Below are 24,048 nucleotides of genomic sequence, written 5' to 3'. Positions count from 1 at the left end.
GCTGGGGCGGTGACGTGTCCGAGGTCTCATCTAGACTGGTCACGTCGCTGTGCGCCTTTTTTCAGCTGCGATTTCAGCATATTTGTCGTCCACTCCTCTTGACGAGCACCTCTCTCGTCGAATAGAATCGAACATACGTTCTATCGCGATCGGGGGATCATGATCATCGAGCAGCTGTCGTCCTTGGCCGACGACGCTGCTGCGCTCGAGGCGTGGGCCCTGACCGGCGCGGAGGTCCGTGAGGTCGCCAAGGCCGTCCAGCGAGCCCGCACCGCGCTCGACGCCGTGATGTCAGAGCTCGCAGGTTGTGCCGACGGGATGGGACTTCCGAAGGAGGACGGTGCCACCTCAACCACCACCTGGCTGGCCAACCTGACCGGCATGTCCAAGGGTGAGGCTTCGGGCCTCGTCGCGATGGCCAGGCTCAGCAGCCCTGCCACCGAGGCCACGCGTGAGGCGTGGGCGGGTGGTCAGATCTCGACGCAACAGGCGTCGGTGATCATGAAGGCCATCGACGCGCTGCCCGACTGGGTCGACGACGAGCCGCGGCATCACGCAGAGGCGCATCTGATCCGTCTGGCCGGCGACTACAACCTGGACGACCTCAAGAGGCTTGCCAACCGGATCATCGAGGTCATCGATCCCGACGGCGCCGACCAGATGCTCGGCGAGCAGGTGCGCCGCGAGGAGCAGAAGGCCTGGGAGGCGACGCGCCTGTCCATGAAGCGTCGCGGCGACGGCACGACACGCGGCACCTTCACGGTTCCCGACGCCGACGCGGACACCTTGCGCGCGGCGATCGAGGGCATCATCGCGCCACGCCGTGCCAACCTCAACGCCGTACGTCTGGGGATGGACGTCAACGCCTTCAACGCCCTGCCCCGCGACCACAAGATGGGGCACGCGTTCATCGAGCTGTTCGGCCACCTGCCCACCGAGGCCCTCCCCAAGGCCGGCGGATTGGCCGCGACCGTCGCCGTGACGATCGACATCGACGACCTACGCACCGGTCAGGGCACCGCCACCAACACCAGCGGAACCACGACGTCTGCCACCCACGCCCAGCGACTTGCCTGCAACGCCCACCTCGTCGCGCTCTACCTGGACTCAGAGTCCAAGGTGCTCGACCACGGGACAGCCCGGCGGCTCTACGACCGCCATCAGCGCCTCGCCCTCGCGGTCCGCGACCAAGGCTGCATCTGGCCGGGCTGCGATCGGCCGCCCGCCTGGTGCGAAGCCCATCACCTCAACTTCTGGTCCGAGGACGGACCCACAGACCTCGACAACGCCGCCTTGGTCTGCCACTTTCACCACTTCCTGCTGCACGAAGGTGAATGGACCGCACGCATGGCCGACGACGGCGTCGTCGAGGTCATCCCTCCCGCCCGGATCGACCCGGACCGGGTTCCCCGCAGACACGCCAGATTCACCAGGCAACAACCCCGAGCCGCGTGAGCCCTGGCGAATGTCGGAAGATCCCGGCCTGCTCCCGCGGCTGGGCCATCGGGCGGTGACCTGGTCGCCCAACACCGTGGGCGGCGGTGCACCAGTCGCCTGTCAGGGCACCGGAAGGGCGACCAACCCACCGCTCACGCGGCCGGCGAAGCTCAGCTGACCGGCGCGGGTGCCGGGACCAACGTGTCGATCACGGTGCGGGTCCACTCCAGCAGCTCGCGACCGACGAGCGGCTTGCCGCCGACCGGCGCGGTCTTCGGGCGCGGCACCAGGGCCACCTCGGCGGCGACCTTGTAGGTGCTGCGCGGGTAGATCCGCTGCAGCCGCATCTGCGCCGAGTCGGGCAGCTTGAGCGGTGCGAAGCGTACGTTCGGGCCAGCCGCGGTGACCTCGGTGAGGCCCGCCTCGCGCACACGTACGCGCAGCCGGGCGACGTCGAGCAGCACCTCGACGGCCTCTGGTGGCTCGCCGTAGCGGTCGACCAGCTCGGCCCGCAGCTCGTCGACGTCGGACAGGGCGCGTACGTCGGCCAGTCGCTTGTACATCTCGAGGCGGAGCCGCTCGCTCTGGACGTAGTCGTGCGGCAGGTGCGCCTCGATCGGCAGCTCGATCTTGACCTCGCGCTCGGGCTCGGCGTCGCCGCGGAACTCCGCGACCGCCTCGCCGACCAGGCGGACGTACAGGTCGAAGCCGACGTCGGCGATGTGCCCGGACTGCTCGCCGCCGAGCAGGTTACCGGCGCCGCGGATCTCGAGATCCTTCATGGCCACGGCCATGCCGCCGCCGAGCTCGGAGTGCTGCGCGATCGTGGCAAGCCGGTCGTGCGCGGTCTCGGTGAGCGGCTTCTCGGGCGGGTAGAGGAAGTACGCGTAGGCGCGCTCGCGTGAACGGCCGACGCGGCCACGCAGCTGGTGCAGCTGTGACAGGCCGAGGGTGTCGGCGCGCTCGATGATCATGGTGTTGGCGTTGGACACGTCGAGCCCGGACTCCACGATCGTGGTGCAGACCAGCACGTCGTAGCGCTTCTCCCAGAAGTCGACCATGACCTCCTCGAGCTGGTGCTCGCCCATCTGGCCGTGCGCGGCGGCGACCCGCGCCTCGGGCACGAGCTCCTTGATCTTGGCGACGGCCTTGTCGATGCTCTGCACCCGGTTGTGGATGAAGAACGCCTGGCCCTCGCGCAGGAGCTCCCGACGGATCGCCGCGACGATCTGCCGGTCCTCGTAGGGACCGACGAACGACAGCACCGGGTGGCGCTCCTCCGGCGGGGTCGCGATCGTCGACATCTCCCGGATGCCGGTGATCGCCATCTCGAGAGTGCGCGGGATCGGAGTCGCCGACATCGACAGGACGTCGACGGCAGCGCGGAGCATCTTCATGGCTTCCTTGTGCTCGACGCCGAACCGCTGCTCCTCGTCGACGATCACGAGACCGAGGTCCTTGATGCGTACGCCGGGCTGCAGGAGCCGGTGGGTGCCGATCACCATGTCGATCGAGCCGTCGGCCAGGCCCGCGAGGGTCTCCTTGGACTCCTTCTCGGTCTGGAAGCGGGACAGGGGCTTCATCGTGACCGGGAACTGCCCGAAGCGCTCTGCGAACGTCGCGTAGTGCTGCTGCACCAGCAGGGTCGTCGGCACCAGCAGGATGACCTGCTTGCCGTCCTGGATCGCCTTGAACGCCGCGCGTACGGCGATCTCGGTCTTGCCGTAGCCGACGTCGCCGCAGACCAGCCGGTCCATCGGGACCGTGCGCTCCATGTCGCGCTTGACCTCGTCGATCGTCACCATCTGGTCGGGAGTCTCGACGAACGCGAACGCGTCCTCGAGCTCGGCCTGCCACGGTGTGTCCGGCCCGAACGCGTGACCCTTGGTCGCCTGGCGGGCGGCGTAAAGCTTGATCAGCTCACCGGCGATCTGGCGTACGGCCTTGCGCGCCTTGTTCTTGCGGTTCGTCCAGTCCGAGCCGCCGAGCCGGTCGAGCGACGGCGACTCGCCACCGACGTAGCGGCTGATCTGGTCGAGCTGATCCATCGGCACGAACAGCCGGTCGGCCGGCTGGCCACGCTTGGACGGGGCGTACTCGATGACGAGGTACTCCCGCGCCGCGCCCTGCACGACCCGCTGCATCAGCTCGACGTAGCGGCCGAGGCCGTGCTGCTCGTGGACGACGAAGTCGCCGGTCTTGAGCTCGAGCGGGTCGACCTGCTTGCGTCGGCGCGCGGGCATCTTGCGCTCCGTACGATCGGCGGCCCGCTGGCCGACGAGGTCGTCGTACGTCAGGACGGCCAGGCCGAGCGGCGGCGAGACGAAGCCGTGGTCGAGCTCGCCGCAGGCGACCTGCACGACGCCGGGCGTCGGCGCCGTGACCTCGTCGTCGAGCGCGGCGGCGACATCGTTCTCGGCCAGCCACTCGCTCGTGCGCTGCGCCTGGCCGTGACCGGGCGCGACGAACACGACGCGCATGCCGGCGGCGACCCACTTCTTGATGTCCTCGAGCGCTGCCGTGGTGTCGCCGCGATAGGCCGCGGCAGCTTCCATCTCGACCGCGCGGGTCTGGTCGTCCGTGTCCAGGCCGAACGGGGACACCGTGAACCAGGTGTGGCCCAGCCTGAGGGTCTCCAGCTGTACGTCCTCGAGCGTGCGGAACGCGGCCGAGCCGAGGTCGATCGGCGCCTCGGCACCCGTCGCCGCGGCAGCCCACGAGGCCTGGAGGAACTCCTCGCTCGTCGCGACGAGGTCGGCAGCCCGAGCCCGAATGCGCTCGGGGTCGCACAGGATGATCGCCGAGCGCTGGGGCAGCAGGTCGACGAAGAGTTCCATCTCGTCCACGAGCACCGGGGTCAGCGACTCCATGCCCTCCACGGCGTGGCCCTCGGAGATCTTCGTGAAGATCTCGGCCAGCGACGGGTGCGCCTCGGCGAGCCGCGCGGCGCGCGCCTTGACCTCGTCGTCGAGCAGCAGCTCACGGCACGGCGGGGCCCATACGTGGGTGATCTCCTCGAGCGTGCGCTGGTCGGCAACCGCGAAGCGGCGGATCTCTTCGACCTCGTCGCCCCAGAACTCGATGCGGAGCGGGTGCTCCTCGGTCGGCGGGAACACGTCGATGATGCCGCCGCGCACCGCGAACTCACCGCGGCGCTCGACCAGGTCGACACGTGAGTATGCCGCCGCGGCCAGCTGCCGGACGACCTCGTCGAGGGCGATCTCGTCGCCCTTGTGCAGCTCGACCGGCGTGAGGTCCGCGAGACCCTTGACCTGCGGCTGGAGCAATGAACGTACGGGCGCCACGACGACGCGCAGCGGACCTGTCGCCGTCTCGGAGTCCTGCTCGCCGGGAGCTGTGGGGTGCACCAGACGGCGCAGCACCGCGAGCCGGCGGCCGACGGTGTCAGAGCGCGGCGAGAGGCGTTCGTGCGGGAGCGTCTCCCACGCTGGGAAGTAGGCGACGGCGTCGGGGCCGAGCAGCTCGCCGAGCTGGGTGACCAGGTCCTCGCCCTCGCGAGCGGTGGCGGTGACCGCGAGCACCGTGGACTGCTGCGCCAGGGCATGCGTCAGGAACGGCCGCAGTGGCGCCGGCGCCTGGACGTTGAGCGTGCTGAGGCCGTCCGCCCTGTCCTGGAGCGCCTGCTGGACCGTGGGTTCGGCGGCGACGAGGGCCGCAAGTCTGGAGAGTGTCATCTCTAACGGTTGAACGCGCTCTGGGTCGCTTCTAGTCCCTGCGTCATGAGGCTCTCGACCGCGTCGGCGGCCTCCTCGACGTACGTCGGCAGGTCCTTGCGCTCCGCCGTGCCATACGGCTTGAGCACGAAGTCGTGGACGCTCTGCTGACCGGGCGGGCGGCCGATGCCGACACGTACGCGAAAGAAGTCGCCCGTGCCGATCGACTGGCGGATCGACCTCAGGCCGTTGTGGCCGTTGTCGCCGCCGCCGAGCTTGACCCGCAGCATGCCGTAGTCGATGTCGAGCTCGTCGTGGATCACCACGAGGTGGTCGGGCTCGACGTCGTAGAACTTCATCAGCGTCGAGACCGGGCCGCCACTCTCGTTCATGTAGGACCGGCAGCGTCCGAGAATCGCGCGTTCACCGGCCAGGCGTCCTTCGATGACGTCGGCGCGGCCGGACTTGTGCTTCTTCCACGATCCGCCGACACGGGCGGCGAGCACGTCGGTCACGAGGTAACCGACGTTGTGACGAGTGCTGGCGTACGCCGGGCCCGGATTGCCGAGCCCGACGACCAACCAGGTCACTCGGACTCGGAGCTCTCCGCAGCCTCGCCCTCGGCCGGTGCCTCAGCAGCGGCTTCGGCCTCTTCGGCGTCGGTCGCGTCGTGCTCGATGCCGGCCTCGGCCTCAGCCTCAGCGAGCTCGGCGTCGAGCTGGGCCTCGGTGGGTGCCGCGGTGATGTTGACGATGAGGATGTCCGAGTCGACGGCGAGCGTCGAGCCGCGGGGCAGCTCGAGGTCGCTGGCGTGGATCTGCGCGCCGGCGTCGAGGCCCTCGACCGAGACCTCGAAGGACTCGGGGATGTGGGTCGCCTCGGCCTCGACGGAGACCGTCGAGTTCTCGAGGATGACGAGGTTGCCGCTGATCGCGTCGCCGACGACGTTGATGCGGACGTCGACGGTGACCTTCTCGCCCTTGCGGACGATCAGGAGGTCAGCGTGCTCGATGAAGCCCTTGAGCGGGTCGCGCTGGACCTGCTTGGGGATCGCGAGGTGCTGCTCGGTGCCGAGGTCGATCGTCAGCAGCGCGTTGGAGTTCTTGAGCGCCAGCATGAGCTGGTGGCCCGGCAGCGTGACGTGCACGGGGTCGGAGCCGTGTCCGTAGAGGACGGCGGGCACGTTGTCGGCGCGACGGATGCGGCGGGCGGCGCCCTTGCCGAACTCGGTGCGCGTCTCGGCGGCGATCTTGATCTCAGCCATGGGGAATTTCTCCTGAAGAGTGTTGCGTGAAAGTCGGCTGTCGCCAGGCGCTCAACACAGCACTCCGTGGAGCGCCCTGTCGATCACGGCCCGTGTGGACCCTCGCCGAGGCAACCTGACGATCTTATCGCAGGCGGGCGGTTGGCCGAAATCGCTGCTCAGCCCGTTCGCTAGCAAGGGCGCTCAGCGCCCGGCGGGAGCGAGCTCTGCGAGCGAAGCGTCGTGACGGGAGCTCCCAACGTTGGGAGCTGATCTCACGCCCCTTCGCTCGCAGAGCTCGCTCCCAGTCGGCCGCGGGCGGCCTCCTTAGGGACCGGTCAGCTCTTGAACAGGCTGGTGACCGAGCCTTCTTCGAAGACGGCTGCGGTGGCCTGGGCCAGCAGCGGGGCGATCGACAGCACCGTCAGCTTGTCGAATCGCTGGTCGTCGGCGATCGGCAGCGTGTTGGTCACGATGACCTCGCACGCCGTCGAGTTCTTGAGCCGGTCGACCGCCGGGCCGGAGAACACCGCATGTGTCGCGACGATCACGACGTCCTCGGCACCGTCGGCCATGAGCGCCTCGGCGGCCTGGACGATCGTGCCGCCGGTGTCGATGAGGTCGTCGACCAGGATGCAGACGCGGCCCTCGACGTCCCCGACGACGCGGTTGGCCTTGGACTCGTTGGGCTTGCGGGGGTCGCGCGTCTTGTGGATGAACGCCAGCGGCGCTCCGGCGAGAGCGGCGGCCCACGACTCGGCGACCTTGATGCGTCCGGCGTCGGGCGAGACGACCGCGAGCGGCTTCTTGCCGTACTTCTTCTTGACGTGGCGCGTGAGGATCGGCATCGCCAGCAGGTGGTCGACGGGTCCGTCGAAGAAGCCCTGGATCTGGGCGGTGTGCAGGTCGACCGTCATGAGGCGGTCGGCGCCGGCGGTCAGGAACAGGTCGGCCATGAGGCGCGCCGAGATGGGCTCGCGGCCGAGGTGCTTCTTGTCCTGCCGGGCATAGCCGTAGAACGGCAGGATGACCGTGATGCGCTTGGCCGAGGCGCGCTTGAGCGCGTCGATCATGATGAGCTGCTCCATGATCGCCTCGTTGATCGGGGCGGCGTGGCTCTGCAGCACGAATGCGTCGCAACCGCGTACGGACTCGTCGAAGCGTACGTAGATCTCGCCGTTGGCGAAGTCGTAGGCGGTGGTCGGGACGACCTCGATCTCGAGGAGGTCGGCCACCTCCTGCGCCAGCGTGGGGTGGGAGCGGCCGGAGAACAGCAGCATGTTCCGCGTGGGCGTGCGTTTGGACAAGCTACTCACCGGAGGTCTCCTCTGCCGGTTCGGATGACGCTGCGCGTGCGGCCTGGTCGGATGCGGTGTCCGGACGTTTGTCGGCCACCCACCCCTCAATGTTCCTCTGCCGACCTGCGCTGACGGCCAGCGCCCCCGGTGGTACGTCCTCCCGAATCGTCGAGCCGGCTCCCGTGAACGCTCCGTCGCCGACCGTGACCGGTGCGACGAACGTGTTGTTGGAGCTGGTCTTGGCGTGCCGGCCGATCGTCGAGCGGTGCTTGTTGACCCCGTCGTAGTTGGCGAAGATCGTGCCGGCGCCGATGTTGGCGCCCTCGCCGATGTCGGCGTCGCCGACGTAGCTCAGGTGCGGCACCTTGGCGCCCTCGCCGATGCGCGAGTTCTTGACCTCGACGAACGTGCCGATCTTGCCGCGCACGCCGAGCTCGGTCCCGGGGCGCAGGTAGGCGTACGGGCCGACGGTCGCCTCGTCGCCGATCACGGCATCGGAACCATGCGTACGTACGACGGTGGCGCCGGCGCCGACCTCGATGTTGCGCAGCGTGGAGTCCGGTCCGATCGTGGCGCCGCGGGCGACCGCCGTCGCGCCGAGCAGCTGGGTGCCGGGCAGGATCGTGACGTCGGGCTCGATCGTGACGGCCGAGTCGATCCAGGTCGTCGCAGGATCGACGATCGTGACGCCCTCGGACATCCAGTGGGCCGTGATGCGGCGGTTGAGCTCGGCACCGAGTCGCGCGAGCTGCGCGCGATCGTTGACGCCCTCGGTCTGCCAGACGTCCTCGAGGACGTGCGCGCCGACCGGTCGCCCCTCGGCGACGGCCTTGCTGACGATGTCGGTGAGGTAGAGCTCGCCCTGCGCGTTGTTGGACTCGAGGCTCGCCACCGCGGCGGTCAGGAACTCACCGTCGACGACCAGGATGCCGCTGTTGATCTCGCGCACGGCTCGCTCGTCGTCTGACGCGTCCTTGTGCTCACGGATCGCCGTGACGGCACCGTCGTCGGCCCGGAGGATGCGTCCGTAGCCAGTGGGGTCGTCGACCTCGGCGGTGAGGATCGTGACGGTGTGCCCGGCGGCGCGGTGGCTGACGAGCAGCTCCGAGAGCGTCTGCGCCGACAGCAGCGGCACGTCGGCGTACGTGACAATGACGGTGCCTTCCGGTGCGCTGTCGAGCGACTCGAGGGCGACGTGGACGGCGTGACCCGTGCCGTTCTGCTTCTCCTGCACGGCCTGGACGATCGCCGGGTCGTACGACGTGATGGCTTCGGCGACCTGCTCGCGATCATGGCCGACGACGGCGACTGTGGTGTGCACGCCGGCACCGGCGACAGCGACCAGGGCGTGCTCGAGCATGCTGCGACCGGCGATCTCGTGCAGGACCTTGGCGCGTCGCGACTTCATGCGCGTGCCCGCGCCCGCTGCCAGCACGATGGCTGTGACTTGGTCGCTCACCAGACTCCTTCGTCGACGGACCAGCGGATCGTTGCTGGCTCCCCGGGTAGGAGTCGAACCTACGTCGCTTGTCCGCATTCAAAGTGCGGCGGGCCCTGCCGGCAGACCAACCGGGGATTGCAGCAGCATCCCCAAGGCTACCGGAGTCAGGCCTCGCGCCGGGCAACGGCGAACGTACGGCTGAACGGCAGCACCGTGCCCCACGGCCCGGCCGGATAGGCCCCGCGGAGCGCAGCCTTGTACGTGTCGACGAACTCCTCGCGCAGACCCTCCGGCAGAGCCTGCAGGATCGGTCGGGCTCCGGTGCCGGAGATCCAGTCGAAAACGGGGTCCTCCCCCGGCAGGACGTGCAGGTAGGTCGTCTCCCACGCGTCGACGGCCCAGCCGAACTCGCTGAACAGGTCGAGGTACGTCTCGGCGTGCGTGCCGCGGTCGGCGTGCAGCCCCTCGGTGTGCGCGCCGTACGGAGGCTGCGACGAGATCTCGTGCAGCAATCGGTGGCTCGGCGCGTCGTAGTTGCACGGCACCTGCAGCGCGATCGTGCCGCCCGGAGCGACGCGCTCGGCGAGACGCCCGATCACGGCAAGCTGGTCCGGGACCCACTGGAAGAGCGCGTTCGAGACGATCAGGTCGACCGGCTCGGGTGCCGTCCAGGTAGCGACATCGGCGAGCTCGTACGTCGCCCGGTCGTCGGCATTGTCAGCGAGGGCCTTATCGATCATGTCCGGCGAGGAGTCGACGCCGTGGATCGAGGCCTCCGGCCAGCGGGCGCGGAGCACCGCCGTGAGGTGGCCGGGCCCGCAACCAAGGTCGACGATCGTGGTGGGCTCGCCCTGCACGCGAGCAACGAGGTCGACGAACGGACGGGAGCGGTCGTCGGCGAACTGCAGATAGCGCGTGGGGTCCCAGGTCGTCATGACTCCGACCGTACGACCGACTTATCTTGATGTCAAGATACTTTGCGTCAAGCGTTGTGCCGCTCGAGCTGGCCTGCGAGCGACATCAGCCGGGCGTCGTCGCCGCGGCGGGCGATGAGCTGCACCGCCAACGGCAGACGATCAGTGGTGAGCCCGGCCGGCATCGAGACCGCCGGCACGCCAGCGTGGTTCCACTGCGCCGTGTAGGGATAGAACGCATTCATTGACAGGACCGTCGCCAGCCCGCCTTTGCCGCGCCAGTGCTCGACCTCGATCGCCGGGCCGGACATCACCGGCGTCAGCAGCACGTCGACGCCGAGGTTGTCATGGACCTGGTCGCCCCACGCGCGGCCCTTGCGCTTGGCCCACTCGACGGACCTGGCACCGAATGGGCGACCCAACCGCGCGATGGCCTTCGTACGCTTCTCGAGCCGGCCGGGATCGTCCGTGCCGTCGGCTCCGTCGCGGATGCCGCCGAGGTAGCGCACCGTCAGCGCCTTGGAGCCGAGCGGGTAGGGGATCTTGACCTCGATCACCGTGTGGCCGGACGCGCGAAGCTCCTCGGCCGTACGCTCGACGGCTGCGCGCACGCGTGGGTCGACCGGGTTCGCCTTCGTCGCCGCTGCCGCGCTGAACGACACCCCGATCGTCAACGGTGCGGGATCCGTTGCGGCCGCCTCCACCAGCGACTCGGCGAACGTGCCGAACGCGTCGAGGAACAGCGCACTGTCGATCGCGCGCGCCGCGAGGCAGCCCTGGGTCGACAGGTCGTGCCAGCCGCCCGAGCTCGGCATCGTGCCCTGCGTCGGCTTGAACCCGACGAGCCCGCAGCAGGCAGCCGGTATGCGAATCGATCCGGCGCCGTCGGAGGCAGTGGCGATGCCGACAGCTCCGGCGGCGACCAACGCGGCGGAGCCGCCCGACGAGCCACCACTCGTGTGGGCGAGGTTCAACGGGTTGCGCGTGATGCCGTTCGCCTCGGACTCGGTGAACCCGAAGATCGCGAGCTCGGGCAGCGCCGACTTGGCGACGACGACCATGCCTGCGGCACGCATCGCCGCGACCAGCTCGGTGTCGTGGTCCGCCGGCAGCAGCATGGCGCGGCTGCCCTTGCCGGTGACCTGGCCCGCGATGTCGAGGTCGTCCTTGACCGCAACCGGGACGCCAAGCAGCGGTCCATTGTCGCCGGCCGCGCGACGCCCGTCTGCTTCGTCGGCGGCGGCCAGCGCCTCCTCGGCGTAGACCGCGACCGCCGCGTTGATCGCCGGGTTCTCGCGATCGATGGCGTCGAGCGTCGCCTGGGTCAGCTGACGCGAGGTCAGCGTGCCAGCGGCGAGGAGCTCGGCCTGGCGGGTCGGTCCGGCGGCAACGGCCTCAGCAGGAGTCATGGCGTGAGCGTAGCCACCATCCGTGGCGCGCAGGGATATCTCTACATCAAGAATCTTGACGAACTAGGATGGTGGTGTGGAAGACGATGTCGATCGACTGATCGCGGCGTGGCAGCGGGAGCGTCCGGACATGGACGTCTCCCCCATGCACGTGCTCAGCCGCGTGACCCGCCTGGCGCTCCACCTCGACCGCGCCCGCAAGCAGGCCTTCGCCGACCATGACCTCGAGCCGTCGGAGTTCGACGTGCTGTCGGCGCTGCGCCGCTCAGGTCAGCCCTATCAGCTCTCCCCCGGTCAGCTCGTGCACGAGACGCTCGTGACCAGCGGCACCATGACCAACCGCGTCGATCGCCTGGTGCGCAAGGGCCTGGTCGAGCGGCTGCCGGATCCTGCCGACCGGCGCGGCGTACAGGTCAGGCTCACCACGTCCGGCAAGAACGCCGTCGACGGAGCGCTCGATGCGCTGCTGGGTCACGAGCAGAAGCTGCTCGCCGGTCTGTCCGCCGACGAGGCGACTGCCCTCACGGGGGCGTTGCGCACGCTCTCGCTACCGTTCGACCGCTGACCCGGCGACCAGGCCGGTGCGATGCGCCAGCGCCGCCAGCTCCGAGCGCCGCGTCGCGCCGAGCTTGGCCAGCAGGCTCGACACGTGGTGTCCCACCGTGCGATGACTGATGAACAGCCGGGTGCCGATCTCGCGATCGGTGAGTCCTTCGGCCACCAGCAGCAGGATCTCGCTCTCGCGCGGCGTCATCCTGTACGGGCTCGGCTCGGCCGCTGCGGCTGCTGACGGGGCGAGCTTGATCCGCGAGCGCCGAGCGACGTCCTCGACCATCGCGGCGATCCCGCGGGCACCGATGCTGTCCGCCTGGGCCCAGGCCGCCCTGAGCTCGACCGTCGCGGCGCCCCGGTCCGGCGTACCCGTCAGGTAAGCCTCCGCGGCGCGCAGCCTCGCGTACGCCGCACGGTACGGCTTGGGCAATGCGTCCCACCTCGCGGCCAACGCGCTCCATGCCAGCGGATCGGACTCGCCGCGCGCGCGGGCGAGCTCGCAGCGGGCCGCGTCGTGGTGCAGCGCTGCGATCGGCACGTCGCCGGGCCAGCGCGCGAGGGCCTCCGCCGATGCCGTGACCCACCGGGCGACCGAATCCGCCGTCCCGTCACCGTTGAGAGCCTGCTCGCTGGCCGCGGCAGCTGCGGCGGCGTGCACCGGGACGCAGAACATCGGGTCCTCGTTGACATCGAATCGCTCGACCGCTTCCTCGGCCATCTCCAGAGCCACAGCGAGATCGCCCTGCCGGGCCCGCACCTCCACCAGCGCGGCATACAGCGGCCCGATCAGCTGTCCGTCGATGAGCTTGGCACCCCCGGCGCGGGACGCCTCGAGCCGCTCACCCGCCCGGTCGATCTGCCCCGCACGGAGCAGGGCCTGTCCGTACGTCATGTCGACCGCAACGCGGTCGATGCCGGCCGGATTCAGCTGGTCGGCCTCGTCGAGGAACGCCAGCGCGCGATCGACGTCGCCGAGCATCAGCAACGACTGCGCGGCGTCGCACCGGCACCACACTCCCTTGCGACGCTGGAGGCCCAGCTTCTCGACCACCTCGATGCCCTCGATGGCGAGGTCGGCCGCCTCGTGCAGGTGTCCGGCGTTGAGGTGGACCGAGTGGAGGTTGACGATCGCCCGCGCCACGTCGTCGACGTCCTCCATCTCCTCCTCCGCGATCTGTCGCGCGATCACCAGCTCGGCGATCCCCTCGTCCAGCTGACCCAGGTTCGCGAGTGCGACGCCGAGGTTGTTGCGGGCGTGGCCCTCGGTGGAGCGGGACTTCGGCACGTGCTGGGTGATCTCGATGGCCTCTCGCGCGTACGTCATGGCCTCCGCGTACCGGCTCGCCAGCATGAGGATCTGCGAGTAGCCGCTCACCACGGCCGCGCGCCAACAGGTCGGTGGGTCGGACGGGGTGATCTCCATGGCGGTCTCGTACGCACGCATCGAGGCTTCGCCGTCGGCCGACATCCAGAGGTAGCGCCCCAGCCGCTCGTGGAGGTATCCGCGGTGCAGCGGGTCGCGGCCGTCCACGGCGTCGATCGCCGCACGGACCAGCCCGGCGGCGCGTTCGGGATGGGCAGCGAGGTGCGCCACCTCCGCGGCCTGCCACAGCAGTCGATAACGGGGAACGTCGAGCAGCGCTGTGCCGTCGGGGAGGTCCTCGAGCAGCTCGATCGCGCGCTCGTAGTGGAACAACGCCTCGCTGAACGCCAGGGCCTCGCTCGCCGCGCGGGCAGCGTCCACAGCAGCGACGAGCGCCTTGGCGGACTCGCCCGATGCGTACCAATGGCTGGCGATGCGGCCGGCCACGAATCGAGCGCCGCCGCCGAGAGTCGGGTCCTCGACCAGCGCCGCGGCCACCCGTCCGTGCATCCGGCGGGACTCCCCCGGCAGCAGGCTGCCGGCGATCGCCTCCTGCAGCAGGGCGTGGCGGAACTGGTACGTGCCGCCGTCCGCATCATCGATGGTCAGCACGTGGTTCTCGACCGCCGGGCGCAGCGCACTGTCCAGCGCATCGCCGGACAGGTCGGTGATCGCTTCGAGCAGCCGGTGGGGCACGCGCCGGCCGACGATGCACGCCGACCGGAGCACCTGACGGGTCGCCGGCGCCAAAGCATCGAGGCGAGCCAACAACAGGTCGCGGACGGTGCCCGGCAGCTCGCCGTGGGAACCGAGCACGAGGAGCTCCTCGGCGAAGAACGGGTTGCCCTCGGCCCTGCCGTAGACGTCGTCCAGCAGGTTCTTGACCGGTGGCACTCCGAGGATGTCGCTGATCTGCCGCGCCTGCTGCTCGCGACTGAGCGGCTCGAGCACGACGCGATTCCCGGCGCCGCGGCCGGTCTCCGCGACGAAGCGGGTGATGCCCGCGTCCTGCGGCGACTCGTCGGTGCGAAGGGTGAAGACGAGGAGCACGTCGCCGCGCAGCTGCTGAGCCAGGAGGGCAAGCATCTCCCGGGTCGACCGGTCGGCCCAGTGCAGGTCCTCCACGACCAGCACGAGGGGCCGGCGAGTGCTGAGCCCGTCGATGACCGTACGCATGGCCTGGAACAGCCGGCTCGCGCTGGCCCGGGTCGCCGACGGGACGACCTCGCCGGAGAGGGCAGGGACGAGGCGGGCGAGCTCCTCGCCCGATGGCCCGGCCAGCTCGAGCAGCTCGGCCGGACCGTCACGGCGTACGAGATCGGCCAGGATCTCGACGAGCGGCGCGTACGGCAGCATCTGCTCGCCCTGCGCGACGCAGCGCCCAACGAGGACGTCGGCCCCGCGCCCGCGAGCCCGGGTCGCGAACTCCTCGACCGTACGCGTCTTGCCGATGCCGGCCTCGCCCTCGACGAAGACCGCCCGAACCCGGTGGGACTCCAGGACCGCGTCGAGCATCGCCTCGAGGCGTGCGAGATCGTCCTCCCGGCCGATCAGCAGCCGGCTGGTCGCCCTCCTGTCGATGACACCGTGCGTCGACGTCATACGAGGAGTATGGACCGGCCGGCTGCGATTCCGGGAGCGAATGAGCTTCTCAGCCGTGCTCGTGGCCCGGGACCACACCTTCCTGGACCGGGATGAGCTGGTCGGCGAGCAGCCCGTGCGCCTCACGGTGCACGCGCTCGGCGGCTGCGGCGTCCGGAGCCTCGACGAGGCAGAACACCTTGCCCGAGTCCTCGTCGAACCAGTACTGCTTGTAGTCGACGCCGTACTCGCCCTGGACCTCGAGGTCCTTGGCATGGGCACCGGCGACGGCGTCTGCGGTGAGGCCTTCGACCTTGTTGTGGACGTCCATGAACAGAGTCATGAGTTTTCTCCTTCGATGAGTCGTTGATCTCCATCGTGTGACCGCCGCGGCCGTACGGGTTAGGCAGAACCACCTAGATCCGGCGTGCAGCTCCTACGTATGTCCGTGGGTGCGAGCGTGGTCAGGGGGTTGCGCTGCGCCGCCTAGACTTCTTCGGTGGCACATCTCCTCGGCGTCGAGTCCATCGCGCTCGACTTCCCGACCAAGACCGTCTTCGAGTCGGTCACCATCGGCATCGACGAGGGCGACCGGATCGGCATCGTCGGCCGCAACGGCGACGGCAAGTCGACGCTGCTGCGCATCCTCGCCGGTCGCATGCAGCCGGACTCAGGCCGCGTGACGACCCGCGGCGGCGTGCACATCGGGATGCTCGACCAGACCGACACGCTCGACCAGACCCAGACCGTGGGTCATGCGATCGTCGGCGACAAGCCCGACTACGAGTGGGCCGGCGACGCCAAGATCCGCGACGTCATCGCGGGACTCGTCTCGGACATCCCGTGGGACGCCACGGTCGGCAACCTCAGCGGTGGACAGCGCCGCCGGGTCGCGCTCGCGGCGCTGCTCGTGGGTGACGACGACGTGCTGTTCCTCGACGAGCCGACCAACCACCTCGACGTCGAGGGCATCACCTGGCTCGCCGGACACCTCAAGACCCGATGGTCGGCCAATGCCGGCGGGCTGCTGGTCGTGACGCACGACCGCTGGTTCCTCGACGAGGTCTGCAATGCGACCTGGGAGGTGCACGACGGCATCGTCGAGCCCTTCGAGGGCGGCTACGCGGCGTACATCCTGCAGCGGGTCGAGCGCGACCGGCACGCGTCGGCGACCGAGTCCAAGCGGCAGAACCTCATGCGCAAGGAGCTCGCCTGGCTGCGCCGCGGCGCTCCCGCACGTACGTCGAAGCCGAAGTTCCGCATCGACGCCGCCAACGAGCTGATCGCCAACGAGCCGCCCCCGCGCGATCCCATCGTGCTCAAGCAGATGGCGACCTCACGGCTCGGCAAGGACGTCGTCGACATCCTCGACGTCTCGGTGTCGTACGACCACGAGGTGCTCAAGCACGTCGAGTGGCGCGTCGGACCCGGTGAGCGTACGGGCATCCTCGGCGCCAACGGAGCCGGCAAGTCGACGCTGCTGGGACTCGTCACCGGCGCCGTGCAGCCCACGTCGGGGCGGGTCAAGCGCGGCAAGACCGTCAAGGTCGTGACGCTGACACAGGAGCTCGACGAGCTCAAGGACGTCGGCTCCGACCGGGTCAGCGATGTCGTCGGCCGCCAGCGCACGGCGTACGTGTCCGGTGGCAAGGAGATGACTCCGTCACAGCTGCTCGAGCGGCTCGGCTTCTCCAACGAGCAGATGGCGACGCCGGTGCGCGACCTGTCAGGTGGGCAGAAGCGCCGGCTCCAGCTGCTGCTGATCCTGCTCGACGAGCCCAACGTGCTGGTGCTCGACGAGCCGACCAACGACCTCGACACCGACATGCTCGCGGCGATGGAGGACCTGCTCGACTCGTGGCCCGGCACGCTGCTCGTCGTGTCGCACGACCGCTACCTGCTGGAGCGCATCACCGACCAGCAGTACGCGATCCTCGATGGTCACTTCCGGCACCTGCCCGGAGGGGTCGACCAGTACCTGCGCCTGCGCAAGGAGCAGGACTCCCCCGCGGCGTCGAATCCCTCTACCGCCGGCCACAACGCGTCCACGCCGAAGCTGTCGAGCGCCGAGCTCCGCAACACCAAGAAGGAGATCGGCTCGATCGATCGCAAGATGGAGAAGCTGTCGGCTCGCATCGACGCGCTGCACGTCGAGATGGCGCAGCACGACCCGACCGACGGTGCAGGGCTCGCAGAGCTGATGAAGACCGTCTCGGAGCTGGAGAAGCAGGTCGAGGACCACGAGCACCGCTGGCTCGAGCTCACCGAGCTCGTCGAAGGCTGACCAGAGCGCCGCTGGCAGTGACGTTTGCGTCGCGAATCGCCGTGGACACCCGACCCAAACGTCACTCCCAGCGAGGTTCTAGCTGGTGATGCGTGCTCCGGCCACGGGGCCGCGGGACTGGACGACGTCGGCGCAGCCGGCGGCGCTGCTCAGGGCGAACGCGATGTCCAGGCTGTGCTGCTCGTCGGAGGCGAGGAACAGGGCGGTCGGGCCCGAGCCTGACAGGATCGCACCCAGGGCGCCGGCCTCGATGCCGATCTCGAGGGTGTCCTGCAGCTCCGGCCGCAAGGACAGCGCGGCCTCGGTCAGGTCGTTGGAGAGCGCATCGCCGAGCGCCTCGGCGTCGCCGGCGCGCAACGCGGCGAGCAGCGCGTCCGGCACGACCGGGTCCTGCACCTGCGAACCCTCGTTGATCCGGTCGAACTCGGCATAGACGGCCTTGGTCGACAGTCCTTCGTACGCCATCGCGAAGACCCAGTGGTACGACCCACGGGCCAGGACCGGGCTGATCGTCTCGCCGCGTCCCCCGCCGATCGCGTTGCCGCCGTGCAGCAGGAACGGCACGTCGCTGCCGAGCTCGGCCGCGATCTGCTCGAGCTCGGCCCGCGCGAGGCCGGTCCCCCAGGCGTCGTTGCAGGCCACGAGCGCGGCGGCAGCATCGGCCGAGCCGCCCGCCATCCCGCCGGCGACAGGGATGACCTTGCGGATCGCCAGGTCGATGCCCGCTGTCGTGCCGGTCGTCTCCCGCAGCAGTCGCGCCGCCTTGACCGCGAGGTTGTCATCGTCCTCGGGCACCAGCGCCGACTCGGCCCGCACGTCTAGCTCGCTGTGCACCGAGACGGTGATCGCGTCGTCGTCGCGGGAGGAGGCGCGGACCTCGTCGTGCAGGTCGACGGCCTGGTAGACCGTGGCCAAGGGGTGATAACCGTCGTCGCGAACCGGGCCCACGCCGAGGCACAGATTGATCTTGGCGGGCACGCGGACGGTCGCAGAAGTCACCCGTTCAACCTAGTGGCCGGTCGAGGGCGTGCCGGGCGGCGGGGCGAACCTACGACGTCTCGTCCTTGAGTACGTCGAGGTTGTGGAAGGTCGGCGGACCGTCGACGAGCTCCATCATCTTCTGGGAGAACTCATCGGTCTCGGGTCGGTTCGAGTTCTCCATCGCCGATTCGTACGAGTCGAAGAACACGAGCACCATGAACCGGTTGGGATCGTCCCGGTCCCTCGTCTCGATCCCCCGGCGGACCGTGGAGGCCCCTTCGCTGCGCTCCCGGAACTCCTCGGTCAGCGCTTGCATCTCGTCGAACCGGCTGGTGCGTCCTTCGATGATCTGTATGAATGCCATGACCTGCTCCTTTGCAGATGTGCCTACAAGGGCACGGTAGGACGCAGGACGGCAGACCGCCATGGCCCGATCAGGTCAGGTGACGCGTCAGGCTCATCGGTTCTCGATCTCACGGAGCGCACGATAGGAGGCGTCGATGCTGGTCGTACGCTGCTCACCCGACAGGCCCGCGAGGTCGAGGACCCGGTCGGCCAGCACCACGACCACGCTCATCGCCACGGCATAGCTGTCGAACGCCAGGTCGGTCGCGAGCGGGCACTCCAGCCACACCGCCGCACGAGCCGCGAGGGCCCGCGCCGACGGATCGGCGAGCAGGATCATCGGCGTGCCCGACTCCTCGAGGATCTCCATCAGGCCGTCGATGTTGTCGGGCCGGCGCCGGAACGCCACGACGATCGCCACATCGTCCTTGCCCAGGCCGATCAGCTCGTCGGACAACGCCTGACCGGGCTGCGGCACCAAGGTGACACCGAACCGGGCCTGGTTGAGGGACTGGCGCAGGTGCAGCGCGACGAAGTAGCTCGACCGCATGCCCACGACCACGACCCGTTGCGCCTCGGCGATGAGCGTGGCCGCCGTGGCGAGCCCACCTTCCTCGAGACCCGTCAGCGCTTTCTGCAGGTTGGCGACCTCGTGCTCGAGATGGGCCGCCAGGCTGGGCGCACCCTCGAGGCTCACCGGGACGCCGTTGCTGCGGAGCGTACGGAGGTGGTCGCGCACCTCGGTGAAGTCGTCGAAGCCCAGCCGGCGGAACAGCCGGCTCATCGTGGCCTTGGAGACCCCGGCCAGCTCGGCCAGCTCGGCGGCCCGGTAGATCGCGAGGTCGTCGAGGTGGGCCAGCAGCACGTCCGCCGCGCGACGCTCCTGCGGCGACAGGTCGGCGTACCGCTCAGCGATCCGCTCGTCGATCCTCATGTCACGAAACGGTAGTGCACATGTGTGAAGAGCGGTGGCACGCTGATTTCACCGACGTTACGTCTGCTCCGGGGTCAGGCGGGAGTGAGGAACTGGCCGAGGCGGAAGAACTCCTCGACGCCGAGCTGTTCGCCGCGGGCCTGCGGCGAGATGCCCGCCGCGACGAGCGCTTCCTCTGCTGCGGGGCCGGAGCCGGCGAGCTCGGACAGCGCGGCGCGCATGGTCTTGCGGCGCTGCGCGAACGCGGCATCGACGACCGCGAACGTACGCAGGCGCTGCGCCTCGTCGCCGGGCGGCTCGCGCCTGGTCCAGGCGACGAGCGCCGACTCGACGTTGGGCATCGGCCAGAACACGTTGCGGCCGATCGACCCGGCGAGCCGCAGCTCGGCGTACCAGGCAGCCTTGACGCTCGGCACCCCGTACGTCTTGGAGCCCGGGGCGGCGGCGAGGCGGTGCGCGACCTCGGCCTGCACCATCACGAGGCCCGTCGTGATCGTCGGGAACCGCTCGAAGAACGTCAGGAGGACGGGCACGGACACGTTGTAGGGCAGGTTCGCCACCAGCGCCGTCGGGGCCGGCCCCGGCAGCTCGGTGACCTGCATCGCGTCGGCGGTGACGAGGTCGAAGTGCGAGACCTGTTCGGGCGCGTACTCCGCGATCGTGGACGGCAGCTGGGCCGCCAGGACCTCGTCGAGCTCCACCGCGGTGACGTGCGACGCCACCTCGAGCAGCCCGAGGGTCAGCGATCCCAGGCCGGGACCGATCTCGACGACAACGTCATCGGCGCCAACCCCGGACGTACGCACGATGCGTCGCACGGTGTTGGCGTCGATGACGAAGTTCTGCCCGCGTTGCTTGGTCGGGCGGATGCCGCAGGACTCGGCCAGGCGTCGGACGTCAGCGGGTCCGAGCAGCCGGGGAGTCGTCAGTCGAACCTCGCATGGGCGCAGCCCCACTGGCCCCAGCCCGAACGGGCCTGGAGGATCTTGGCGCGCTTGATCTGCTCCTCGCGGGAGTGATCGCTCGGCAGGCCCGTGCCACCGACGCTGTGCCACGTCGCGGCGCTGAACTGCAGGCCGCCGTAGTAGCCGTTGCCGGTGTTGATCGACCAGTTGCCGCCGGACTCGCACTTGGCGATCTTGTCCCAGACACTGTCGGGCGGCGTCGTGGCGGTGCCGTGCTCCTCGATCTGCGGGCGCGGCTCGGCCAGCGACCGCGACACCAGCACGACGCGCTCACGGAGCTTGCCGTCGGCGTAGATCAGCGTGACCTTCTCGCGGGCCTTGCCCTTCTTGCCCGGCTGCACGACGTTCTTCTCGCCGACCGAGGCGTCGGGATCCTGGCGGACCGTCGTCTTGAAGCTGACGGGGACGGTCTCGGTCTTGGTGACCTTCTTGATCCGCACGACACGCAGCTTGTCGTCGGGGGTGACGTAGGCGTCCTTGCCGGGCTTGACCTCGTCGTCGGAGTCGAGGGTGACGTCGGCCTGCTTGAGCACCGCGGCGACGGTCGGCGCGTTGGAGGTGACAGTCTTCTTCTTGTGGTCCGCGATCACGGTGAGCGACTTGGAGCTGCTGACGACGAGCTGGGCGCCCTTGCGCGGGATGACGCTGGACTTCTTGGCCGAGAGGTACGACCCGGACCTCGGCTCGACGCCGAGGGTGTCGAACGCGTCGCCGACCGTGCGGTCGTAGACCGTGTGCTCGGTGACGGTGCCGTCGACCGCGAGGGTCACGGGCTTGGCGTACGACACGGCGATCGTGTCGCCGTCGGAGATCGAGTCCGACTTCGCCTTGCTCAGCCGGTCATCGGCACGCAGCGTGATGTGCTTGGACGCGAGGACGTCCGAGACCGTGTCGCCGAACGTACGGATCTTGTCGCTCTTGCCGTCGACGGTCAGGGTGACCGTGTGGCTGAGCGCTCCGTAGGCGGCGGTGCCTCCCGCGACGACGAGAACGATCGCGAGGTTGAGGGCGAGAAGCGGGAAAGACTTGCGATGACGACGCTTTCCGGAGGTGGGCGTACGTCGGGCGGTTGAGTCTGGCTGCACAGAATTCCTTGACAGTCGGTGACGGGGCCGACTTTCCACCATACGGATGCCCCTTCCTGGGTCAAATTCTGTGAGGCCAGTCACCACCGAATGCAGAAACCGTGTTCGCATCGATGCTCCGGCACATTTCCTCGACCGTTTTGCCTGCAATTCCAGCCATGTACCGCACCGTCAGCGGGATCAGGAACGAAGCGTTCGGGCTCCCGCGATGCGGTGTGGGTGTGAGGAAAGGCGCATCGGTCTCGACAAGGATACGGTCAGAAGGCGTGATACGGAGAGCTTCGCGCAGGTTCTCAGCGTTCTTGAAGGTGACCGTCCCGGCGAACGACAGGTAGGCGCCGCGGTCGAGGCACTCGCGCGCGAAGGCGGCGTCACCGGAGAAGCAGTGCATGACCGTACGCTCTGGCGTGCCCTCGTCATCGAGCACCGCGAGCACGTCGTCGTGCGCGTCGCGGTCGTGGATCACGAGCGTCTTGTCATACCGCTTGGCCATGCGGATGTGCTCACGGAACGACGCGTGCTGAGCCTCCCGGCCGGACTCACCCGTACGGAAGTAGTCGAGTCCGGTCTCGCCAACCGCCCTCACGTGAGGCGACTGGGCCAGCGCGTCGATCTCAGCCAGCGCCTCGTCGAGGTCGCCCTGCTCGGCGTGCTTGGGCGCCTCGTTGGGGTGCAGCGCGACCGCGGCGACCACCGAGTCGTACGCCGCCGCGGTCTCGACGGCCCAGCGCGAGCCCTCGAGGTCGCAGCCGACCTGCACGATCCGGGTGACCCCGACGGCCGCCGCCCGGTCGAGCGCTTCGTCGACCGGGATCAGCAACCCGCCCTCGCTACCTTTGGCGTACGCGCGGTGGTCGAGGTGGCAGTGGTTGTCGACAACGGGGAACGGCAGCGCCTCCGGGGCCTCCGGCCAGCCGTCGGTGAGCGTCACTCGGCCGCGGCCTCGATGCGCGGGAACAGCGACGCCGGCTTGGTGATCGTCGAGCCCGACGGCAACTGACCCCACGCGGCGACGGCGGCGATGCGCTGGTCGGCGAGCGTGCCGAGAGCCGACTCGGCGCCCAGGGAGTCCCACAGCACCGCGGACGCCTTGGGCATCACGGGGTTGAGCAGCACCGCGAGCACGCGCAGGCCCTCGGCGGTGGTGTTGAGGATCGTCGCCAAACGGTCGCTCTCCGCGTCGTCCTTGGCGACCTTCCACGGCGCCTGCTCGGTGATGTAGCCGTTGAGCTCGTCGACGATGCGCCAGATCGCGGTCAGCGCGTCCTGCGGGGCGACCGCCTCGATCGCCGCGTCGGCGTCGGCCACGGACTCAGCGACGAGGTCGATGACCTTCTGCTCCGCCGGCGTCGTGGCGCCAGCCGCCGGCAGCGAGCCGTCGAAGTACTTGCCGATCATGGCGGCGACCCTCGACGCCAGGTTGCCGAAGCCGTTGGCCAGCTCGGCGTGGTAGCGAGCGTGCATGTCCTCCCACGAGATCGAGCCGTCGCTGCCGAACGTCAGGGCGCGGGCGAAGTAGTAGCGGTAGGCATCGGAGCCGAACGTGTCGACGATCTCGTCGGGGCGGATGCCGTTGGCCTTGGACTTCGACATCTTCTGGCCGCCGACCAGGATCCAGCCGTGCGCGAAGACCTGGTGCGGCACGGGCTGTCCGGCCGCCATCAGCATGGCGGGCCAGATCACGGCGTGGAACCGGGCGATGTCCTTGCCGACGATGTGGATGTTGGCCGGCCACAGCTCCTTGAAGCGTTCGTCGTCGACGCCGTAGCCCGCAGCGGTCACATAGTTGAGCAGCGCCTCGATCCAGACATACATGACGTGCTTGTCGTCCCACGGCACCTGGATGCCCCAGTCGAACGTCGAGCGCGAGATCGACAGGTCACGCAGGCCGCGCTTGACGAACGCGATCAGCTCGTTGCGCACCGATGCAGGCTGGATGAAGTCGGGGTTGGCGTCGTAGAAGTCGAGCAGCTTCTGCTGGTAGTCGCTGAGCCGGAAGAAGTAGTTCTCCTCCGTCATGTGCTCGACCCGGCTGCCGTCGAGCTTGGACACCTTGAAGCCCTCGTCGTCGCCCTCGCCGTCGGCCACGTCGTCGTCGCCGACGAACTCCTCGGCGCCGACGCTGTAGTAGCCGCTGAACGAGCCCTTGTAGACCGCGTCCCGTTCGTAGAGCGCCTGCCAGAACGCCTTGGCGCCGTCGAGGTGGCGCTGCTCGGTCGTACGGATGTAGTCGTCGTTCGCGATGTCGATCGTCTCGAGGAGCGGCTTCCACTCCTCCTCGACGAGCTTGTCGACCCAGTCCTGCGGCGAGACACCGTTCTGGTCGGCCTTGCGGAGGACCTTCTGGCCGTGCTCGTCGGTGCCCGTCAGGTACCAGACGCTCTCGCCGCGCTGCCGGTGCCAGCGCGTGATGATGTCACCCATGACCGTCGTGTAGCCGTGCCCGATGTGGGGCGCGTCGTTGACGTAGTAGATCGGCGTGGTGACGTAGAACGTGGAGTCGGACACGTCCTCAATCCTAGTGACCTGCCGAGACGCGACG

General features: G+C 69.2%; 19 protein-coding genes and 1 tRNA gene. 3 read left to right on the top strand and 17 right to left on the bottom strand.

Going from position 1 to position 24,048, the window contains the following annotated elements:
- The first annotated feature begins 159 nt into the window (after positions 1-159).
- A complete protein-coding gene (locus BOSE46_RS09560) occupies positions 160-1,455 on the top strand; it encodes an HNH endonuclease signature motif containing protein (RefSeq protein ID WP_159540021.1) in 1,296 nt (431 codons plus the stop codon).
- 152 nt (positions 1,456-1,607) lie between these two features.
- Here the strand turns inward: BOSE46_RS09560 and mfd are convergent, their stop codons facing one another.
- The 8 genes from mfd to BOSE46_RS09520 form a co-directional block, all read right to left on the bottom strand.
- Complete coding sequence (gene mfd / locus BOSE46_RS09555) at positions 1,608-5,132, bottom strand: transcription-repair coupling factor (RefSeq protein ID WP_159540020.1); 3,525 nt, start codon at positions 5,130-5,132, stop codon at positions 1,608-1,610.
- Between the two features lie 2 nt (positions 5,133-5,134).
- Complete coding sequence (gene pth / locus BOSE46_RS09550; RefSeq protein ID WP_159540019.1) at positions 5,135-5,701, bottom strand: aminoacyl-tRNA hydrolase; 567 nt, start codon at positions 5,699-5,701, stop codon at positions 5,135-5,137.
- Positions 5,698-6,375: a 50S ribosomal protein L25/general stress protein Ctc gene (locus BOSE46_RS09545; RefSeq protein WP_159540018.1), complete on the bottom strand. Its 678-nt coding sequence runs from the start codon at positions 6,373-6,375 to the stop codon at positions 5,698-5,700. The genes pth and BOSE46_RS09545 overlap by 4 nt, the downstream gene beginning before the upstream one ends.
- A gap of 317 nt (positions 6,376-6,692) precedes the next feature.
- The gene (locus BOSE46_RS09540) at positions 6,693-7,661 is read right to left on the bottom strand and encodes a ribose-phosphate diphosphokinase (protein WP_256366739.1); all 969 of its coding nucleotides are present in this window, start codon (positions 7,659-7,661) and stop codon (positions 6,693-6,695) included.
- Between the two features lies 1 nt (position 7,662).
- A complete protein-coding gene (glmU, locus tag BOSE46_RS09535; protein ID WP_256366715.1) occupies positions 7,663-9,111 on the bottom strand; it encodes a bifunctional UDP-N-acetylglucosamine diphosphorylase/glucosamine-1-phosphate N-acetyltransferase GlmU in 1,449 nt (482 codons plus the stop codon).
- 35 nt (positions 9,112-9,146) lie between these two features.
- Positions 9,147-9,228, bottom strand: a tRNA-Gln gene (locus BOSE46_RS09530).
- 29 nt (positions 9,229-9,257) lie between these two features.
- Positions 9,258-10,028: a methyltransferase domain-containing protein gene (locus tag BOSE46_RS09525; protein ID WP_159540016.1), complete on the bottom strand. Its 771-nt coding sequence runs from the start codon at positions 10,026-10,028 to the stop codon at positions 9,258-9,260.
- A 47-nt stretch (positions 10,029-10,075) separates the two neighbouring features.
- On the bottom strand, positions 10,076-11,416 hold the full coding sequence (locus BOSE46_RS09520) for an amidase family protein (RefSeq protein WP_159540015.1): 1,341 nt from the start codon (positions 11,414-11,416) through the stop codon (positions 10,076-10,078).
- A gap of 76 nt (positions 11,417-11,492) precedes the next feature.
- Between BOSE46_RS09520 and BOSE46_RS09515 the strand changes: the two genes are divergently transcribed.
- Entirely contained in the window at positions 11,493-11,981 is a 489-nt protein-coding gene (locus tag BOSE46_RS09515) for a MarR family winged helix-turn-helix transcriptional regulator (protein ID WP_159540014.1), read from the top strand.
- Here BOSE46_RS09515 and BOSE46_RS09510 read toward each other — a convergent pair.
- Together BOSE46_RS09510 and BOSE46_RS09505 are read right to left on the bottom strand one after the other, a co-directional pair.
- The gene (locus BOSE46_RS09510) at positions 11,964-14,933 is read right to left on the bottom strand and encodes a helix-turn-helix transcriptional regulator (RefSeq protein ID WP_159540013.1); all 2,970 of its coding nucleotides are present in this window, start codon (positions 14,931-14,933) and stop codon (positions 11,964-11,966) included. The genes BOSE46_RS09515 and BOSE46_RS09510 overlap by 18 nt on opposite strands.
- Positions 14,934-14,982: 49 nt before the next feature.
- Positions 14,983-15,255 carry a DUF4242 domain-containing protein gene (locus BOSE46_RS09505; protein WP_159540012.1) on the bottom strand — a complete coding sequence of 91 codons (273 nt, stop codon included), beginning with the start codon at positions 15,253-15,255 and terminating at the stop codon, positions 14,983-14,985.
- 156 nt (positions 15,256-15,411) lie between these two features.
- Here BOSE46_RS09505 and BOSE46_RS09500 point away from each other — a divergent pair, with 156 nt between their 5' ends.
- A complete protein-coding gene (locus tag BOSE46_RS09500; RefSeq protein ID WP_159540011.1) occupies positions 15,412-17,196 on the top strand; it encodes an ABC-F family ATP-binding cassette domain-containing protein in 1,785 nt (594 codons plus the stop codon).
- A gap of 78 nt (positions 17,197-17,274) precedes the next feature.
- On the opposite strand, the gene BOSE46_RS09495 is transcribed toward BOSE46_RS09500, so the two are convergent.
- The 7 genes from BOSE46_RS09495 to metG form a co-directional block, all read right to left on the bottom strand.
- A complete protein-coding gene (locus tag BOSE46_RS09495) occupies positions 17,275-18,195 on the bottom strand; it encodes a 4-(cytidine 5'-diphospho)-2-C-methyl-D-erythritol kinase (protein ID WP_159540010.1) in 921 nt (306 codons plus the stop codon).
- Positions 18,196-18,244: 49 nt separating this feature from the next.
- A complete protein-coding gene (locus tag BOSE46_RS09490) occupies positions 18,245-18,541 on the bottom strand; it encodes a putative quinol monooxygenase (RefSeq protein WP_159540009.1) in 297 nt (98 codons plus the stop codon).
- Positions 18,542-18,634: 93 nt separating this feature from the next.
- Entirely contained in the window at positions 18,635-19,456 is an 822-nt protein-coding gene (locus BOSE46_RS09485) for a MurR/RpiR family transcriptional regulator (RefSeq protein WP_159540008.1), read from the bottom strand.
- A 74-nt stretch (positions 19,457-19,530) separates the two neighbouring features.
- On the bottom strand, positions 19,531-20,412 hold the full coding sequence (gene rsmA, locus BOSE46_RS09480) for a 16S rRNA (adenine(1518)-N(6)/adenine(1519)-N(6))-dimethyltransferase RsmA (RefSeq protein WP_236551691.1): 882 nt from the start codon (positions 20,410-20,412) through the stop codon (positions 19,531-19,533).
- Positions 20,382-21,506, bottom strand: coding sequence for a resuscitation-promoting factor (locus BOSE46_RS09475; protein ID WP_159540007.1), 1,125 nt, complete (start codon positions 21,504-21,506; stop codon positions 20,382-20,384). Before BOSE46_RS09475 ends, rsmA begins: the two co-directional genes overlap by 31 nt.
- Before the next feature lie 61 nt (positions 21,507-21,567).
- Positions 21,568-22,437, bottom strand: a complete 870-nt coding sequence (locus BOSE46_RS09470) for a TatD family hydrolase (RefSeq protein WP_159540006.1) — start codon at positions 22,435-22,437, stop codon at positions 21,568-21,570.
- A complete protein-coding gene (gene metG / locus BOSE46_RS09465) occupies positions 22,434-24,014 on the bottom strand; it encodes a methionine--tRNA ligase (RefSeq protein WP_236551690.1) in 1,581 nt (526 codons plus the stop codon). The genes BOSE46_RS09470 and metG overlap by 4 nt, the downstream gene beginning before the upstream one ends.
- Positions 24,015-24,048: the final 34 nt, after the last annotated feature.

This window comes from Aeromicrobium sp. 9AM, from assembly GCF_902506105.1.
Classification (GTDB): Bacteria; Actinomycetota; Actinomycetes; order Propionibacteriales; family Nocardioidaceae; genus Aeromicrobium.
This window is presented reverse-complemented; position numbering and strand designations above follow the sequence as displayed.